This is a genomic window from Sphingosinicella sp. SM1-17 (assembly GCF_056821765.1).
Genome location: NZ_JBPDIO010000001.1, coordinates 3051443 through 3070257, shown reverse-complemented (window position 1 = coordinate 3070257; position 18815 = coordinate 3051443). Strand labels below are relative to the sequence as shown.

The following is an 18815-nucleotide window of genomic DNA, read 5'->3' as shown; positions in this document are numbered from 1 at the left end:
TCCATGCGCCGCTTGAATGTTCGAATGCTCAGCACTGCCTCATTTGCAGCCTTTTTGGCTGCGGGCATTGCCGGCCCGACCTATGCCGCCACTGCGCAGACCGACCAGGCTCCCGCCTGCGAGAATCTTCCGGCGGGCGCCGAGCGCGACGCCTGTCTCGCTGGCGAAGTCGAACTCGAGTCGGGTCAGGAAGCGGAGGCCGACGCCACCCAGACCATTCAGGTGACGGGGTCTCGTATCCGTCGCCCTAATCTCGAATCGAACGTTCCGATCACCTCGGTTGGAATCGAAGAATTGACTGACACGGGTGACGTTTCGCTCGGCGATCAGCTCAACGATCTTCCGTCTTTGCGATCGACCTTCAGCAGCGGCAACTCGGGCCGCTTCATCGGCACGGCCGGCCTCAGCCTCCTCGATCTGCGTGGGCTTGGTACGGCTCGTACCCTGACCCTCGTGAATAACCGCCGTCACGTCACGGGATCGGTTGGAACCCGCGACGTCGACGTGAACACCATTCCGATCGATCTTGTTGAGCGGGTTGACATCGTCACCGGCGGCAATTCAGCGATCTACGGCTCGGATGCTATCGCCGGCGTCGTCAACTTCGTCATGCGCCGAGACTTCGATGGCATGCGCGCCCGTGGCCAAATGGGCATCTCCGAGCGTGGTGACGCCAACCGCCATTTCTTGTCGTTTACGGCGGGCCGCAACTTCGCTGCCGATCGTGGCAACATCGCGATCGCGCTCGAATATGCGAAGCAGGATCCGCTCTACTTCACCGATCGGGACGAGATCACCGGGGCCTACTCGGGTCGCTGCCAGTACAATCTGGCGGAAAACACGACCGATGACGGTCCGACCAATGATGATGGTGTGCCTGACAACGAACGCTTCTGCGGCGTTCGCAATGCCAACATCTACGATTCGGGTCAGGTTCCGATCGCTGGTAGCTGCGCCACCCTCACCGGAGCTGCATTCGCAGCCCGCTGCTATCCTAACGGGCTGCCGCGTTTGTTCTACTTCAATCCTCAGGGCAATCTCGTCGAGGATCCGGTGGTCGGCGTGGATTTTCGGCGTTTCGGATCAGGTAATGCCCAGACCCTGAATGGTTCGAGCTTGCGCAACACTGGCCAGCTCGCGGTCGGAATTGAGCGCTACAATGCCAACCTTCTGGCTCATTTCGATGTTTCCGAGGCCTTCCGGCCGTTTGTTGAGGCGAAGTTCAGCCGAGTTGAAACGACCCAGGAGGGGCAGCCGAGCTTCTTCCAGAACCTCGGCGTCGCCTGCAGCAACCCCTTTGTTTCGGCGCAGACACTGGCCACTCTGCAGAGCATCGGTCGTTGCCTCAGCGCTCCGGCGGGCGCCTTCCCGCTCAGCCGTTTCAATATCGATTTTGGGGGTCGCGGCGAAGAGGGACGGCGAGACACTTACCGGATAGTTGCCGGCTTCGAGGGGGACTTCAATGAAGATTGGCACTACGAAGTATCGGCCAATTACGGCAGGGTTCGAACTCGGGTGAATTCCCTGAACAACCTGCTGATTTCGGAATTCCTCAATTCCCTCGACGCGACGGTTATCGACGGTCAGATCGTGTGCGCTGATCCTGACGCCCGCGCTGCCGGCTGCGTTCCGCTGAACCCCTTCGGTATCGGCGCTCCGAGCCAGGCGGCGCTCGATTATGTCAATACCACAAGTACTCGCCGTCAGCGTGCTTCGCAGTTCCAGCTGCTCGCGTTCATGTCGGGAGACTCCTCGCAGGTGTTCGAACTGCCGGGCGGACCTATCGGCTTTGCGATCGGTGCGGAGTATCGCCGGGAAACGGCCTTCTCGAAGTGGAGTCCTGAAGTTGAGGCGGGCGAGACCTTCCTCAACGCCATCCAGGAATTCAACCCGCCTGCAGACGAGGTTTATGAGGCATTCGGCGAGATCCGTCTGCCGATCCTGAGCGATCTTCCGTTCGCTCAGGAACTCACCTTGGAAGCTGCGGGTCGGGTATCCCACTACGAGGCGGGCAACACGGGAACCGTCTACGCTTACAATGTCGGTGGAACCTGGGCGCCCGTTCGGGACATTCGCTTCCGAGCGAATTATTCCACGTCGGTGCGCGCGCCAACCCTCGGTGACCTGTTCTCGCCGCAATCGCAGAATTTCGCCTTCATCGCGGATCCTTGCGATGTGCTGAACCGCAACAACCCGACGCGGCCGAACCGCGATGCGAACTGCACCGCGGCAGGCATCCCGCCAGGCTTCGTCAACCAGCCTGCTCGTTCGGAGAGCACCTCCTTCCTTTCGGGCGGCAACGACACGTTGACCGAAGAGAAGGGCAAGAGCTTGACGATCGGCGCGATCATCCAGCCGCGCTGGGTGCCCGGCCTGGCCATCACGATCGATTATTACGACATCGCTATCGACGACCTGATCTCTACGCTTACCGCTCAGACGATCATCAATCAGTGCTATGATGATCCGGGCGGGATCGACAATCCGTACTGCGCTCTCGTCTTCCGCAATCCGGACGGCACCTTTGCGCAGCCGGTTGCGACGATTGCCGGGCCGGTAAACTTCGCCGCCTTCGACGCGCGAGGTATCGACTTCGAGATCAGCTATCGCCACACGTTCGGCAATGGACACCGCTTGAACCTGCGGGGCGTTGCCACTCGGGTGCTCGAGAACACGGCCTATCTCGACCCCTCCGATCCCACGTTCGGGAACCGATTCCGGAGCGAGATCGGCGACCCGAGCTGGGCAGGCAATCTCAACGTCAACTATGTGTTCGACCGGTACGAGCTTACTTATAGTCTCAACTATATCGGGCGGCAGATCAACGCCAACACGGCCTACGAGACGCTGTTCCCCTTCCAGGGACGGCCGGCGACGAACCCTGACGCGCTTCCTGCAGACGAGCGGTGGACTCCTGACGTGTTCTACCACAACATCCGTCTCGGGTTCCGGGTCAATGAGGACTTCACCTTCTATGGCGGTGTCGACAACATTGCCGATCGACTGCCGCCCTTTGGGCAGCTTGGCACGGCGGGCGGTGAGCCGTGGGAGACTTTCGGCCGCCGCTTCTACTTCGGCGTGAACGTCGACTTCTAAACAAGCTCCAGCGAACTCTGGGGGCGGGCTTTCGGGCCCGCCCTTTTTGTTGCTCGTTCGGAGACGCCTTTCCCGCCCAGCGATGCGCGCTTAGAACGACGTCGTGGTAACGCTTTCCTCCATAGCTCTGCTGGCGCTGGCTATTGCAAGCGGGGCCTGGCTCGCTGCCGCATTGTGGGCGACAGTGCGTGCGCGCAGCTTGTCCGCTCAGGCCGCTGCCGTGCTCCAGGAGCGGGACCGTAGTGCGGCCTTGCTGGAGTCAGGACCGGCGATGCCGCTTCTGGTCGACGCACAAGGCGGTCTTCAAGGATCGCCGCGCCTTGCGGGCGGATTCGGCCTTGACGCTCTTCCCGATCGCTGGTCCGAATTCGTTGGTTCGGCAGGGCTGTTCGGAGAGGAAGCTGCAGCCGAGCTCAATCGACGCCTTGCTGAGGCGCGCGCCAGCGCCAGCTTCAACCTGACGGTCGGTCTCCGCGGTGCCTCTCGAATCTTTCGAGTAGAGGGAGGTCCGGCTCCGGCAGCGTTCGGCCGACGTTCGGCTCTGCTTTGGTTTATCGATGTCACCGACGCCGAGGGTCAGGTCGCCCAGTTGCGGGCACGGCTGGAACGCCGCTCAAAGGCACTCGAAGCGCTGTCGCGAGTGATCGAAGTCGCACCTTTTCCAATGTGGCATCGCGGACCGGACCTGCAGCTGGCGATGGTCAACACCGCCTACGTGCGGGCGGTCGAGGCGGAAGACGCCGCCGCCGTGGTTCGGCACGGGATCGAACTTGTCGACGAAGCCGACGGGCGCGATCCGCTTCGGGACGTGGCCGAGATTCGTGAATCGCAGCAGCCGGCCCACCGCACCCTGCCGGTGACGATCGCCGGGGAGCGGCGAATGATGCATATCGTCGAAGTGCCGCTCGGTACCAGCGGAGTCGCCGGCTACGCCATCGATGTCGAGGATCAGGAGGAAGCCCGCGCGGAGCTGGGCCGCTTCGTTCGTGCTCAAAGGGACATGCTCGACAGACTGTCCGCCGGCGTTGCGCAGTTCGGGCGCGACCGAAGCCTCACCTTCTTCAACCAGCCGTTTGCCCGGCTCTTTTCCCTTCCGGGCGACTTCCTTGCCGACCGTCCCGAGTTCGACCGGGTTGTCGACGCGATGCGCGAAGCCGGCAACCTTCCCGAGGTTCGCGACTATCCGGAATGGAAGGCCGATCACCGCCGCTGGTTCACGAGCGGACTTGCTGCGGACGAGGAGGATTGGCTGCTTCCCGGCGGCAAGCATCTTCGAGTCGTCGCTCAACCGCTTCCCGACGGCGGCCTGCTCCTCATCTTCGAGGACCGCACGGAGCAGATCCAGCTTGCCTCGGCCCGGGACACCTTGCTGCGCGTTCGAAGCGCCACCTTCGACAATCTGTTCGAGGCCGTCGGCGTGTTCGCGTCCGACGGACGACTGAATCTCTGGAACAATCGCTTCAAGGAGCTTTGGGGCTTTGAGGAGGAGCAGCTTGCCGCCCATCCGCGGGTCGATTCCCTGACGCCGCACCTTGCCGCTCGATTGAAGCGACCGAGCCATGCGGCCCTGGTGCGGGAGCTGGTTCGGAGCGCGACTCAGGAGCGCAAGCAGCGCGGCGGGCGAGTTTCGCTCGTCGACGGGCGAGAATTCGAGTTCGCGGCGGTGCCCTTGCCGGACGGCAACGCGCTGTTCACCATGCTCGACATCAGCGACAGCCGGAAGGTCGAAGCGGCGCTTCGTGATCGTAACGAGGCTCTTGAGGAGGCCGATCGGCTGAAGACCGCCTTCGTCTCCAACATGAGCTACGAACTGCGCACGCCGCTGACGACGATTGGCGGCTTCGCCGAAATGCTGGCGCAAGGCTATGCCGGAGCGCTCCCGCCCTCCGCCAGCGACTATGTGAAGGCGATACTGGAAAGCGTTGCTCGACTGGGTGCGCTGATCGACAACGTCCTCGATCTTACTCAGAGCGACACGGGCAGCCTGCTGCTCGCTGAAGACGAGGTCGAACTTGCTGCCCTCTGCCGAGATGTGGCCGCAGGCGCGCTACCCTCGGCGGAGAAGAAGTCGATCGAGCTGGTGACGAAGATCGATCCTTCCGTCGGAGTGGTGACGGGCGACACGCGCCGGCTCGGCCAGGCCCTGGAGAATATCGTTCGAAACAGCATCACCTATACGGACGCCGGTGGTCGGGTGCTGATCCACGCGCGAGGCGATCGCAGGAACGCCCGGATCATCGTCTCCGACAATGGCCGAGGGATTGCGCCTGCCGACCAGGCGAAGGTTTTCGACCGCTTCCATCGGACCGTAGACGCCCGCGGCGACGGTGCTGCTGCGGTCGGCCTTGGCTTGCCACTGGCCAAGCAGTTCATCGAAGCTCACGGCGGTTCGATCGCTCTGCAGTCTCGGGTGGGACAAGGCACCACTGTGACAATGGTCCTTCCTCGAACGATTGAGCAGCAGGCGGCCTATCCTGCACAGCGCGTCGCGGAATGACGATCAGGCGGGGTCTCGACCGCGACAGCCGGGGAACGGGCAGATCGGCCGGCACACCCGTCATTTTCGCCAGCGCGGAGGAAACTCAGGCGTTCGGGCGCGCCTTGTCGGAACGCCTTGAACCGGGCGACGTGATCGCCTTGTTCGGAACTCTGGGCGTGGGCAAGACGACCCTGGCCCGTGGTATTCTCAACGGCTTGGGCCATGTCGGCGAGGTTGCCAGCCCGACCTTTCCGATCGTGCTTGGCTACGAGCCGCCGGAGACCCGACTCCCGATCTGGCATGTCGATCTGTACCGGATCGAAGACGAAGTTGAACTGGAGGAGCTGGGCCTCGACGAAGCGAGGGAGACCGGCATATTGTTGATCGAATGGCCCGAGCGGCTTCCCTTCCTCTGGCCGGAATCGCTGAAGCTACAACTGGTGCCGCTGGATGGGGGTGGCCGTGCCTTGACAGCGCAGGTGCCGGACGCTTGGGGGGCGCGATGGCCTCCCCGATGATTCCTCCTGCTAATGCAACCGCTTTCCTTGCCGCGCACGGTTGGGGAGGGGCGGAGATTCGGCCCTTGGCCGGGGATGCGTCGTTCCGTCGCTACTTCCGGGTCCATCGAGGAACGGAGACCGCGGTGCTGATGGATGCGCCGCCACCGCACGAGGATCCGCGACCCTTCGTGGCCGTCGCGGAATGGCTCGCCCATGCCGGCCTTTCGGCTCCGCGAATCCTTGCGGCAGACTATGAATGCGGGCTTCTCCTGCTCGACGATTTCGGCGATCGGCGGCTGCGCGAAACCCTCGATTCCTCGCCCGAACGGGAGCGAGCGCTTTACGAACAGGCCACCGATCTCCTGGTGCACCTCCACGCACTGCCACCGATGCCGGGCCTGCGCCGCCATGATCTGGACGAATGGTTGAGCGAACTGGCTCTGTTCGTCGACTGGTATTGTCCAGCGCTTGACCTGGAGGTCGACGGCCGCGGCTATCGAGATGCATGGACCGACGTGCTGGCGCCGGTCGATTCAGACGGCTTCGGCCCGGTCACGGTTCTTCGCGACTATCATTCCGAGAATATCATGCTGGTTCCTGACCGGGAGGGGGTGCGCCAGTTTGGCGTGCTCGACTTCCAGGATGCCTTGGCGGGTCATCCGGCCTACGATCTGGCCTCGGTGCTCGAGGACGCTCGCCGCGATGTCGATCCCGCGGTCGAAGCCGCGATGCTCGAACGCTACATCACGGCGACCCGCTCTCCGCCAACTTTCGAACGTGCTTACTGGTCGCTTGCGGCGCAGCGCAATACGCGGATCCTGGGCGTCTTCACCCGCCTTTGGAAGCGGGACGGGAAGCCGAACTACACGAAGTTCCAGCCGCGCATGTGGGGCTTGCTGGAACGTGATCTGGAGCATCCCGCCCTCGCTCCGGTCAGGGCATGGTTCGATGCCAATGTGCCGGCGGACAAGCGCGCCCCGGCATGGGAGTTCATGGCGGCATGAGCCGGTACCGAAAGCCGCTGGCGCTTCGTCCCAACCCTGGAGCGACCGTGCCCGAAGTCGCGATGGTCTTGGCCGCTGGCCTCGGAAAGAGAATGCGGCCATTGACCGCCACTCGGCCCAAGCCGCTCGTCGAAGTGGCCGGCAAGCCGCTCATCGATCATGCTTTGGCTCGACTGACCGCCGCCGGCGTGAGGAAAGCGGTGGTGAACGTCCACTATCTCGCCGATGCCATCGAGGCTCACCTCAGGAACCGATCGAACGGACTTGAAATCGTCATTTCGGACGAACGCTCCGAGCTGCTCGAGACCGGGGGCGGGTTGGTCAAGGCCCTTCCACTGATCGAATGCGATCCCTTCCTGGTCGTCAACTCGGACAATCTCTGGATCGACGGGCCCGTGGACGCCTTGAAGCTGTTGGCGGACAATTGGGACGAGGAGCAGATGGATGCGTTGCTGCTCCTGGTGCCGCTCGCCCGGGCCAACTGCCACTTCGGGCGCGGCGATTTCCACATGAATGCGATCGGAGCCCTCAGCCGCCGCAAGCCGCGGGGCGTCGCCCCATTCGTCTATACCGGGATCCAGATCGTCTCGAAGCGGCTGCTCGACGGCGACTTGCCGAGCGGGCCGTTCTCGACCAACCTGTTGTGGGACCGTGCGATCGAGGCCGGCCGCTGCTTCGGTACCGTTCACCAGGGTTTGTGGTTCGATATCGGGCGTCCGGAAAGTATCCGAAGGACCGAGGAGATTCTGAGACAAGGTTGAGCCGGAAAGATGCGCCGCCTGCTGCGTTGGAGGGCGGTCCTTGTAATGTGCGGCCGCCCTTGTGATGAATCGCTCTCCTCCTGGTTTGACCTTGGTGGCCTTCATGGCTGCAGGGCTGTTTCTCGGCGGTTGCGACTGGATGCGCAAAAAGGAGCCGCCCGACGCGAAGTCCGAAGCGCAACTCCAAGCCGAGAAGGCTGAACGGCTGAGGCGCGCCTGTGCCTCGGAAGCGACTTACGACCGACTGAAGGAGCTCGCTTTCGACGAGGCGGCGCGGATCCGGGGGGGCGATACGGATTTGCTCGACAGCGTGGCTACCGCTTCGGTGGTTCGGATGGAGGAGCCCGTCGTCAAGTCTCGGGACGAAGCCCTGAACGTCACCGTCTGCGAAGGGCGCTTCATTCTCGAACTTCCGCCCGGCGCCGAGAATGCGTTCGATGGAGAGCGGCGCCTCGTGGCCGAAATCCAATATGCCGCTCAATCCGCGGCCGATGGGAGTGGTCTCGTCTACCAGATGATCGGCGCCGAGCCGATCCTTTACCGCCTGGCGACGGTAGGCGGCCTCCGATCCGCTCAGGCTCAGCCGAATGTTCCGGCAAACCGGGCTACCCCGGCGGAGGGCGTGCCGGCCGAGTCGGAGCCGGTCGCCGCCTCGGCAAGTGCGAGGGCAGCCTCTCCGTCCGATACTGAGGCAGCGCAACCGAAGGAACGGCGCGAAGCCGATCCGGCATCTTCGGTCGGTTCCGCCCGCCCAAGCTTCAACTGCCGTCACGCGCGCACCCGCACCGAACGGATGGTCTGTTCGGAACCGAGCCTGGCCGCCCGCGATCGCCGGATGGCGTCTATTTACTATGCGCGCATGGCCGAGGCCGATGCGGAAACGCGACGACGTCTCCGGCGCAGTCGCGATGCCTTTCTTGCCCGGCGCGAGCGCTGTGACGGCCAAGCCTGCGTCGCGGAAGCTTATGAACGGCGAATAGCCGAAATCCGGCGGATCGCTTCGGGAGAATGATCCCTTTCCTGTGGAAAAGTGGAGCCTTTGCGGTTCCACTCGCGGCGGCGAGTGCTCATAGAAGTGATCATGTCCTCGGCGCCCTACGTCCCCCTCCGGATCTTCTCCTGCTATACGATGCTCGAAGGGGCGATCGATCCGAAGGCAGTGGCCAAGCGGGCGAAGAAGCTCGACCTTCCTGCGGCCGCCTTGACCGATCGCAATGGACTTTATGCGGTGATGCCATTCACCGATGCCTGCCTCGGCGAGGGCGTCCAGCCAGTGATCGGAACCCTTCTGGGGATCGCCAGGCCGGACTGGGCGGGAGGGAAATCCCCGGTCATCGACTGGCTGGCGCTTTATGCGCAGGACGAGCGCGGCTATCGCAATCTGTGTGCACTCGTCTCGTCGGCCCATCTTGATCGGCCGCTGCACGAAGAGGCGCATGTCACTTTCGCGAAGCTCGAGGGTCGCACCGACGGTCTCATCGCGCTCACGGCCGGAGCGGAGGGTGCACTCGCCCGGCTGATCTCGGAGGGGCAGGAGGAGAGGGCGGCCGATATCCTCGACCGCCTCCGGTCACTGTTCCCGAACCGGCTCTATGTGGAATTGAGCCGCCGTGGAGATCCGGTCGAAATGCAGGCAGAGCCGATATTGATCGACATCGCCTATGCGCAGGATCTGCCGCTCGTCGCGACTAATCCGGCCGCCTATGTTGAGCCGGAATATCATCGTGCGCACGACGCGATGCTCTGCATCGCCCAATCCAGCCAGATCGATCGTGACGACCGGAACCGTTCCTCGCCGGAAGCCTGGCTCAAGCCGCCGGCGGAGATGCGCGAGCTCTTTGCCGACCTGCCGGAGGCGATCGCCAACACGTCCGTGATTGCCCGCCGCTGTGCCTTCGGCGCGCCCAAGCGCAAGCCCATTCTTCCGCGCAGCGCCGGTGACGTCGAGGAGGAGGCCGCGCAGTTGCGCCGGGACGCCCATCTGGGCCTTCAGAGGCGTCTCGATCGCTACGGTGATCTTGGTGACGAAGAGCGCAAGACCTATCTCGACCGGCTCGACTACGAACTCGACGTGATCGCCGGGATGGGATTTCCCGGCTATTTCCTCATCGTCGCCGACTTCATCAAATGGGCAAAGGATCAGGGCATTCCCGTCGGGCCGGGCCGCGGTTCGGGCGCCGGCTCGGTCGTGGCCTGGGCCCTGACGATCACCGACCTCGACCCGATCCGCCTCGGACTTCTCTTCGAGCGGTTCCTCAATCCCGAGCGCGTGTCGATGCCCGACTTCGACATCGACTTCTGCGAAACCCGCCGGGGCGAGGTGATCCGATACGTCCAGGAACGATGGGGCCAGGACAAGGTGGCCCAGATCATCACCTTCGGAAAGCTTAAGGCGAGGGCGGTGCTGAAGGATACCGGCCGAGTGCTGCAGATGCCCTACGGTCAGGTCGATCGGCTGGCCAAGCTGGTTCCCAATCACCCGACCGACCCGTGGACCCTGGAGCGCGCGTTGAACGGGGTTCCCGAGCTGGCTGCCGAATATAAGGGCGATCCCGACGTTCGCCGGCTGTTTGACTTGGCGATGAAGCTGGAAGGGCTGCCTCGGCACAGCTCCACCCACGCCGCCGGCGTCGTGATCGGCGACCGTCCTCTCGATCAGCTCGTGCCGCTCTACCGGGATCCGCGGTCCGACATGCCGGTTACGCAGTTCGACATGAAATATGTCGAGGCGGCGGGACTGGTGAAGTTCGATTTCCTCGGCCTCAAGACTCTTTCCGTCCTTCGCAAGGCGCTGGAGATGCTCGGGCGCCGAGGGATCAACGTCGACCTCGATCGTCTGCCCTGGGATGATGAAGCCGTCTATCAACTGCTCCAGCGGGGCGACACGGTGGGTGTGTTCCAGCTGGAATCGGAGGGGATGCGACGCACGCTCGCGGCGGTGAAGCCGACCAGCTTCGGCGATATCATCGCGCTTGTCTCGCTTTATCGGCCGGGACCCATGGACAATATTCCCACGTTCGGCGCTCGCAAGAACGGACGTGAGCCGATCGAGTATCCGCACCCGATGCTCGAGGACGTCCTCAAGGAGACGTACGGTATCTTCGTTTACCAGGAGCAGGTAATGGAAGCCGCCAAGGTCCTGGCGGGCTACAGCCTCGGCGAAGCCGACCTGCTCCGGCGAGCGATGGGCAAGAAGATCAAGTCGGAAATGGATGCGCAGCGCTCGCGTTTCGTCCAGGGGTGCGCCGCCAACGGCATCGATCCGGTCAAAGCCAACGAGCTGTTCGACTTGATCGACAAGTTTGCCGGATACGGTTTCAACAAGAGTCACGCCGCGGCTTACGCTCTGGTCGCTTATCAGACGGCCTGGCTCAAAGCCCATTATCCGGTCGAGTTCTACGCCGCCTCCATGTGTTTCGACATGCACCAGACCGACAAGCTTGCCGTCTTCATCGACGACTTGCGGCGAGCCGGGCACCAGTGCCTGCCTCCGTCGATCAATGCCAGCGAAGCGGAGTTCTCGGTGGAAGCTCATGGGGACGGGCACGCCGTCCGCTACGCCTTGGGAGCGCTCAAGGGCGTTGGTGAGAAGGCCATGGAGCAACTGGTGGAGGAGAGAAAGTCAGGAGGACCCTTCAGCGGCCTCGACGATTTCGCCGCAAGGATTGACCCGAGGCTTGTGAACCGGCGCCAGATCGAAAGCCTCGCTGGTGGCGGCGCGTTCGACGACATTGCCGAACGGCCGACGGTATTTGCGGCCGCCGAGACGATCCTGGCTGCCGCGGCCAGCGCGGCTCACGCGCGCGACAGCGGTCAGGGGGGGCTGTTCGGCGAAGGCGCCGCCAATGTCGTGCCGATCCGAATGCCGGGCGCCGAGAGCTGGACGCTGGCGCAGCGCATGGCGCAGGAGAAGGAAAGCTTCGGCTTCTATTTCTCGGCACACCCGGTCGACAGTCACCGCCATCTGGCGGAAGCGCACGGCGCCCGCACCTTCGCGCAGATTGCATCCCAGGCGCCGCCGTCAGACGGCGCTCGAACCGGCGCCGTTATGGCGGCGCTTGTCGAAGATGTCCGCTGGCGCACCTCCGCTCGTGGGCGGCGCTACATGATGGCTACCCTGTCCGATTCGTCGGGCCAGTTCGACGCGACGGTCTTTGACGAGGACGTTGCCGAGCAGGTCGGCAATGCGGCCAAGGCCGGCGCCTGCGCCCTGCTGACGGTCGAGCTCGATCGACGTCCGGGTGAAGAAACGCCGCGGGTCACGATCCGATCGATCCAGAGTTTCGAGACTTTGTCCAGGCGCAGCCGGTTGGAACTTGAGGTTGAGGTAGAAGGGCCGGATGCGGTTCGGCGACTGGCGGAACTGGTCGGCTCGGCTCGCGGCGGGAACGGCCAGCTGCGGCTGCTCGCCACCATCGAAGATGGTGAAGCGGAACTGGTGCTCGGGCGTGACTACCTTGTCGATGCCGAGCTGGCCGCGCGGATCGAACGACTTGAAGGGGTCACTGCCGCTCGCTTGTCGGTTGCAGAAGCTCCCCGGCTTGCGCTCGTTTCCTGACCAGATACACTTCCCTTGAAGATATCAGGCGGGAGAGGGTGATGTTCGGCGGAATGCAGGATTTCGAGCTGCGCGTGCCACGCCTCATCGAACATGCCGAGCGTGAACATGGCAGCCGTGAGATCGTGAGCTACTGGGCCGACGGCTCCGTTAGCCGGACCGACTGGGCCGGGGTGGCGCGCGACGCGCGAAAACTCGCCCAGGCCCTCGAGAGGATCGGCGTCCAGCGGAGGGACCGAGTCGCCACTCTGGCGATGAACCACAGCCGCCATCTCGCAGCCTGGTATGGCGTGATCGGCATGGGCGGCATCATCCACACCATCAATCCCCGCCTCTTTGACGAGCAGCTCATCTTCATTGCCAATCACGCCGAGGACAAGGTCTTGCTCTACGATCGAGTCTTCCAGCCGATCGTCGATCGGCTGAAGCCGCAATGGAGCAGCATCGAGCATTATGTCTGTTTCGATGATGGCGAGTTCGAGGCCCTGATCGATGGCGAAAATGGCGAATATGCGTGGGTGGAGGGTCCGGAACGGGAGCCCTGCATGCTCTGCTACACGAGCGGAACCACCGGCAATCCGAAAGGCGTGCTCTATGAGCACCGGTCCACTCTGATCCACGCGCTTGCGGAGATCCAGCCGGCCATTTTCAACCTGTCGGCTCAGTCGGTCGCGTTGCCGGTCGTTCCGATGTTCCATGCGGCCGGATGGGGACTGCCCTTTGCCGGGGCGGCCGCGGGAATCAAGTTCGTCTTCTCGGCCGTCAATGAGCCGCATGTGCTTTGCAGGCTGATGAACGAGGAGAAAGTGACTCACTCGGCCGGCGTGCCGACCGTCTGGTTCGGCATGTTCCAGTATATGGACGCCACGGGCCAGAAGCCGGAACATCTCGAGATCGTGACGATCGGTGGCTCGGCGGCGCCTCGAGCGATGATTGAGCGACTGATGAAGATGGGGATCCGCGTCAACCATGCCTGGGGAATGACGGAAACCTCGCCGATCGGCACCATGGGTGCGCCTTCTCACGATTGGGACGAGCTCAGTTTCGAGGAGAAGGTCGAGCAGACGACCAAGCAGGGCCGCTCCCCGTTCGGAGTCGAGCTTCGCACCGTCGACGACTCCGGTAACATATTGCCTCGCGACGGAATCAGCTCGGGACGGCTGCAGATCCGGGGTCCCTGGATCATCAGGCAATATTTCAAGGAGGAGAAGCCGAGCATCGATTCCGAGGGTTGGTTCGACACGGGCGACGTGGCCGCGCTTCACCCCGACGGAACGCTGCAGATCACCGACCGGGCCAAGGACGTCATCAAGTCCGGGGGAGAATGGATCAGCTCCGTGGAGCTCGAGAACTGCGCCGTCGGCTGCCCGGGCGTCGCCGAGGCCGCTGCGATCGGTGTCTATCATCCGAAATGGGACGAGCGGCCGTTGCTTCTGGTCGTGCGCAAGGAGGGGGTGGAAGTCGGCGCCGAAGACATTCGGAGCCATCTCTCCCGACACGTCGCGAAATGGTGGCTTCCGGACGAGATCATCTTCGTCGACCAGCTGCCGCATACCGCTACCGGCAAGTTGCTCAAGACTGCCCTTCGCGAACAATATCGAAACTATCGGTTGCAGACGGCCTGAGCGCCGCTCGCAGACCACCTTTCCTTTACCTCTCGCGGCTATCGGAGCGTCATGCGTCCGGCCGGACAGATGATGATGCCTGTCGAGTGCGGGCCCGCGGCAGACCCGCGGCCGGCGCCGAGCGCCCGCGCGGGAGAGGTCGAGGCGATCGTCCAGTCTGCCTCCGCCGCCGTCGAGAGCCTGAACCGGGAATGGGCGGCGCTCACCGCGTCCGCTTCCGAGCCGAACGTCTTTGCCGAACCCTGGTTCGTTGCGCCGTCGCTCCGCGCCTTCGGCGGCGATGTGCGCCTGGTCGAAGTCCGACGACTCGGCCAGCTCATCGGAGTGCTGCCGGTTTCGGTTGAACGCGGCTATGGCCGAACCCCCGTTCGCTATGTCCAGAACTGGATCCACGACCACATGTTCCTGGGCACGCCGATGGTCCGGGCCGGCGAGGAGAAGACCTTCTGGTCAGCCGTGCTCGGCGTTCTGGACGAAGCCGACTGGGCTCCGAACTTCCTTCATGTGCACGGGCTCGTGGCAAATGCGCCGGTCCATCTCGGCCTTGCCTCGGCAGCGGCTGCGCGCGGCCGCGACTGTGCGATTGTCCATCGCCGGCAGCGAGCGATGCTGGCCAGCGATCTCGACCCGCAAAGCTATTACGAAGCTTCGGTTCGGCCGAAGAAACGCAAGGAGATCAGGAGACTGCGGAATCGCCTTGAGGAAGTCGGGCCAGTTTCGGTGCGCCGCCTGGTCGATGCCCGCGAACTGAGGGTCTGGTGCGACTCCTATCTTGCGCTGGAAAGGACCGGCTGGAAGGGCAGGGCGGGAACGGCGCTCGCCTGCACGCCGCAGTCAGAAAGCTTCTTCAGGGACGTTCTTGCTGGAGCGTGGGAGACCGGGCGCCTCGACTTCCTCAGACTCGATCTCGGCGAACAGCCGATCGCCATGCTGGTGAACCTGCTCAGTCCCCCTGGGGGCTTCTCCTTCAAGACCACTTTCGATGAAGATTATGCGCGTTTTTCGCCGGGTGTGCTCATCCAGCTGGAGAACCTGCAAATCCTGGCAAGGGAAGAGGTAAGCTGGATCGACAGCTGCGCCATGGACAACCATCCGATGATCGACAGCCTCTGGTCGGGCCGCCGAGAGGTTGTTCGGGTGACCGTCCGCTTGAAGGGAATGGCACGGGGCGCCGTCTACGCTGCCTGTCGGGCGCTCGAGATGGCTTCGGCGGAGATTCGCAGGAGAAGGAAATGATGGCCTTTGGCGAAGAAGCGCGACGAACGCTGGCAGCGGCCTACCCCGAGCAGCCGGTTCTGCTGGATCATCAGCTCTGTGACCATCCCCTGCTTCAACTCGAAGCTCTGGCCGAGTTGGCTCGACGGATTCGAGCCGTCGATGCCGAATATAATCTCGGCGCCGTTCCGGTGGGCCTGGACCCGGCGAAGACTCCGGCAAACGGCCTGTCCGTGGAAGAGACGATCCGTCAGATCGAGGAATGCGGATCGTGGATGGTCCTCAAATTCGTCGAGCAGGACCCGCAATATCGCGAGCTGCTCCGCGGGGCGCTCGCCGAAATCGAGTCGGATGTAGGTTTGGTGACCGGCGCGATGCTGAAGCAGGAAGCGTTCATATTCATCTCCTCGCCGGGCGCCGTCACGCCTTTCCACTTCGATCCGGAGCACAACATCCTGCTTCAGATTCGCGGCCGCAAGACCATGACGATTTTCCCCGCTGCCGACGAGGTCCTTGCGAGCGGCGAAGCGCATGAGACCTTCCACGCGGGTGGCCATCGCAATCTTCCCTGGAACGACGAGTTCGCGGATCGGGGGGAGCCCTTCGAGCTTCGGCCCGGCAGCGCGGTCTATGTGCCGGTCAAGGCCCCCCACTGGGTACAGAATGGTCCCGAAGTATCGGTATCCTTCTCGATCACCTGGCGCTCCGACTGGAGCTATCGCGAAGCCTATGCCCGGCAGATGAACGCGCTGCTTCGCCGGGCAGGCCTCAGTCCGGCTTCGCCGAAGCGCTTCCCGCACCAGAACCACATCAAGTCGTTCGGCTATCGAATGATCGACAAGGCGCGGCGCGCAACCCGACTGGGATCGCCGTGAGCGCCGATTGCCGATGGGAAGGGGATCCGCTTCGGCCGCGTGGGCAAGAGGCTGGGCGAGTTGCCGGAGCGAGTTCGCGTTCGTCGCTCCCTCGCTTCTCGGTCGATCAAGGGCCGCAGCTCGCGGTCGTCGTCGATACGGAGGAGGAGTTCGACTGGTCGATGCCCTTCTCCCGGGAAGCGACCTCGACGCGGGCCATACCGGCCCAAGCCAGGGCGCATGAAATCTATGACCGCTTCGGCGTCGTGCCGACCTATGTGATCGACTATCCCGTTGCGACGGATCCGAACTCGGTCCGCTTCCTCCGCCGGCTCAAGGAAAGCGGCAAAGCCGTCATCGGCGCCCACCTTCACCCTTGGGTGACGCCGCCTCACCTGGAGGAGGTGAACCGGCGGAACTCCTATCATTGCAACCTGTCGCCGGAGCTTGAACGCGCAAAGGTGGAGGCGATCACCGCGGCGATCGAAAGCGCGTTCGGCGAGCGGCCGACCATCTTCAAGGCCGGACGTCACGGTTTCGGCCATAACACCGCAAAGGTGATCGCCGACCTCGGCTATACCGTCGATTGCAGCAAGCTGCCCTACACCGATCTCTCGTCCGAAGATGGTCCGGATTTCCGCGGGACTCCGCCCGAGCCGCATTGGCTCGATCGGGACGGGCGCGTGCTGGAAGTGCCGCTGACGATTGGCTTCTTCGGCCGATTGGCCGCTGCCGGGCCGCCTCTCCAGCGGCTGTTCGACAGCAAGTTCGCTGCCAGGCTCAGGGTGCCCGGCCTGCTCGCGCGGACCAATCTGGTCGCGCGCTCGCGGCTCACTCCAGAAGGCGTTTCCGCGGACGAACAATGCCGACTGATCGAGGCTCTCGCCTTGCGCGGTCAGCGCCTCTTCACGCTCGTCTACCACAGCCCAAGCCTTGAGCCGGGTCATACCCCCTATGTTCGGACGAAGGCTGACCTGGAGGTGTTTCTCGCTGCGATCGAGCAGGTGCTGACCTTCTTTCGTGAACGCCTTGGCGGCCGCTTCACGACTCTTGACGAGGTTCGGGCATGCTGGCCGGCGACGGATGCCGCAGCCTAGGGGGCCGATCGCGTGGCCTTTGGTTGCTGACCGCCAAACGCTCTCCCGAAGAAGCTGTCAGCATACCAGCGCGGGCTTTCCGGAGCATTGGCGATCTCGCTGGCGATCAGATAGTTGAGCTGAGCGAATTTCGCGCCCGCGGCCCAGTTGAAGGGTAGGGTCAGGTCATCCTGAGGGCTGTGATACTGGTTGGACAGGAAGCCCGTGAATCGCTCCCGGCCTTCGCCGGCGAACCCCGTCATCAGGAACACGGCCGGAACGCCTTCGCGGACGAACTTGTAATGGTCGGATCGTGTGAACAGGCCTTCCTGCGGCAGGGGATCCGGGGTGAGGCCGATTCCGATCCGGGCCGCCGCGCGTTCGACGATCGGGCCGAGGGTGGAATGCTCCGCACCGAACGCGATCACGTCCTGAAAGTCATAGGTCAGGATCGGCATGTCGAGATTGACCACCGAAACGACGCGTCCGTCCACTACCGGATGGCGAGCCAGATATTCGGCTCCGAGCAGTCCCACCTCCTCCGCGGTGACGGCCGCCAGCAGGACAGGTCTCCGGGGGCGATTGCCCGGCTGAGACATCCGACGTGCCACTTCGATCAAAGTGGAGACTCCGGTGGCGTTGTCCATCGCCCCGTTGCGGATTCGGTCGCCTTCGCCCTCGCCGTCCATTCCGAGACCGTCGAGGTGCGCCATCAACAAAACATGTTCGTCCGCGACGGCGGGATCGGTTCCCGGGAGAAGAGCGACGACGTTGGCACTGGTGAAGGAATCGTGGGTGCTGCCCGGTTGCTCGACTCGGACGCTCTGCCGAAGGGCGAAACCAGTGGGCCGGCCGTTCTGCGCGTCGTTCAACACGTCGTCGAGGGTGCGTTGGCTGTCCGCGAACAGGGCTTCAGCCACTGGAACGTCGACGGTTGCGGCGAAGCGCAGCTCGGACTCGCCGAAAGGCCGCCCGTCCCGATCGAGCCAGGTCGTGCCGCTGTCGCTCGCATAGCCGCGATAGCGGGTCCAGGGTGTACGTTCGATTTCGTCGCGTCGACGGATCATGATCAGCCCGACCGCACCTCTCGCGGCGGCCATTCGCCGCTTTTCGGAGGCGAGATGAGCCGCGACGTCGCTCGGCGTACCTCGCGGCGTGCCGGTGAGCACGACCACGATCTTGCCCCGCACGTCGAGTCCGGAATAATCGTTGAAGCCTTGGTTAGGCATGTCCAGGCCGTAGCCGGCGAAAACCAGAGGAGCCTCGACCGCGACCGGCTCGGTGCTGGGCATCGGCCGGAACAAGGCTTCCTCCCCGTGCGTGTAGGTCTGGCCATTGACGGTGAGCCGAGGAGTTCCGCCAAGACTGTAACGGACAAAATCGACCGGCTGGAACCAGCTTCCATTCGCCGCCGGGCGAAGGCCCAGAGCTTCGAACTGAGCAGCGACGTACCGTGCCGCGATGTCGTAGCCACGGCTCCCGGCCGCCCGTCCTTCCAGCAGGTCGTCGGCAAGGAAAACGACATGGGCCCGAAATGCGTCCGGAGAGAATTGTTCGGACGAGGTGGGGGTTTGCGCAATGGCGGCAGCGGCCAACGAAACAGACGCCAAGCCGGCGAGCAGAGCCTTGAACTTCATCGGACGATCC

Annotated in this window: 12 protein-coding genes; 11 read left to right on the top strand and 1 reads right to left on the bottom strand. The window is 63.6% G+C overall.

Annotated features, from left to right (window positions below; all coding sequences use genetic code 11):
• Window positions 1-3: 3 nt before the first annotated feature.
• The 11 genes from ACRYLT_RS15370 (at window position 4) to ACRYLT_RS15320 (ending at window position 17189) form a co-directional block, all read left to right on the top strand.
• The gene (locus tag ACRYLT_RS15370) at window positions 4-3096 is read left to right on the top strand and encodes a TonB-dependent receptor domain-containing protein (protein WP_482664956.1); all 3093 of its coding nucleotides are present in this window, start codon (window positions 4-6) and stop codon (window positions 3094-3096) included.
• Window positions 3097-3199: 103 nt separating this feature from the next.
• On the top strand, window positions 3200-5593 hold the full coding sequence (locus tag ACRYLT_RS15365) for a sensor histidine kinase (protein ID WP_482664955.1): 2394 nt from the start codon (window positions 3200-3202) through the stop codon (window positions 5591-5593).
• Window positions 5590-6093, top strand: a complete 504-nt coding sequence (gene tsaE, locus ACRYLT_RS15360; RefSeq protein ID WP_482664954.1) for a tRNA (adenosine(37)-N6)-threonylcarbamoyltransferase complex ATPase subunit type 1 TsaE — start codon at window positions 5590-5592, stop codon at window positions 6091-6093. Before ACRYLT_RS15365 ends, tsaE begins: the two co-directional genes overlap by 4 nt.
• Window positions 6090-7079 carry an aminoglycoside phosphotransferase family protein gene (locus ACRYLT_RS15355; RefSeq protein WP_482664953.1) on the top strand — a complete coding sequence of 330 codons (990 nt, stop codon included), beginning with the start codon at window positions 6090-6092 and terminating at the stop codon, window positions 7077-7079. The genes tsaE and ACRYLT_RS15355 overlap by 4 nt, the downstream gene beginning before the upstream one ends.
• Window positions 7076-7840, top strand: a complete 765-nt coding sequence (locus ACRYLT_RS15350) for a nucleotidyltransferase family protein (protein WP_482664952.1) — start codon at window positions 7076-7078, stop codon at window positions 7838-7840. The genes ACRYLT_RS15355 and ACRYLT_RS15350 overlap by 4 nt, the downstream gene beginning before the upstream one ends.
• Window positions 7841-7943: 103 nt before the next feature.
• A complete protein-coding gene (locus tag ACRYLT_RS15345; RefSeq protein ID WP_482664951.1) occupies window positions 7944-8852 on the top strand; it encodes a lysozyme inhibitor LprI family protein in 909 nt (302 codons plus the stop codon).
• 69 nt (window positions 8853-8921) lie between these two features.
• Window positions 8922-12398, top strand: coding sequence for a DNA polymerase III subunit alpha (gene dnaE / locus ACRYLT_RS15340; protein ID WP_482664950.1), 3477 nt, complete (start codon window positions 8922-8924; stop codon window positions 12396-12398).
• Between the two features lie 41 nt (window positions 12399-12439).
• On the top strand, window positions 12440-14023 hold the full coding sequence (locus tag ACRYLT_RS15335) for a long-chain fatty acid--CoA ligase (RefSeq protein ID WP_482664949.1): 1584 nt from the start codon (window positions 12440-12442) through the stop codon (window positions 14021-14023).
• Window positions 14024-14074: 51 nt separating this feature from the next.
• On the top strand, window positions 14075-15259 hold the full coding sequence (locus ACRYLT_RS15330; RefSeq protein ID WP_482664948.1) for a GNAT family N-acetyltransferase: 1185 nt from the start codon (window positions 14075-14077) through the stop codon (window positions 15257-15259).
• Window positions 15256-16113, top strand: a complete 858-nt coding sequence (locus ACRYLT_RS15325; RefSeq protein WP_482664947.1) for a cupin-like domain-containing protein — start codon at window positions 15256-15258, stop codon at window positions 16111-16113. The genes ACRYLT_RS15330 and ACRYLT_RS15325 overlap by 4 nt, the downstream gene beginning before the upstream one ends.
• Entirely contained in the window at window positions 16110-17189 is a 1080-nt protein-coding gene (locus ACRYLT_RS15320; protein WP_482664946.1) for a polysaccharide deacetylase family protein, read from the top strand. The genes ACRYLT_RS15325 and ACRYLT_RS15320 overlap by 4 nt, the downstream gene beginning before the upstream one ends.
• Here the strand turns inward: ACRYLT_RS15320 and ACRYLT_RS15315 are convergent.
• Window positions 17186-18805 (bottom strand): M28 family metallopeptidase, encoded by a 1620-nt coding sequence (locus tag ACRYLT_RS15315; protein WP_482664945.1) that lies wholly within the window; start codon window positions 18803-18805, stop codon window positions 17186-17188. The two genes, ACRYLT_RS15320 and ACRYLT_RS15315, sit on opposite strands and share 4 nt — an antisense overlap.
• Window positions 18806-18815: the final 10 nt, after the last annotated feature.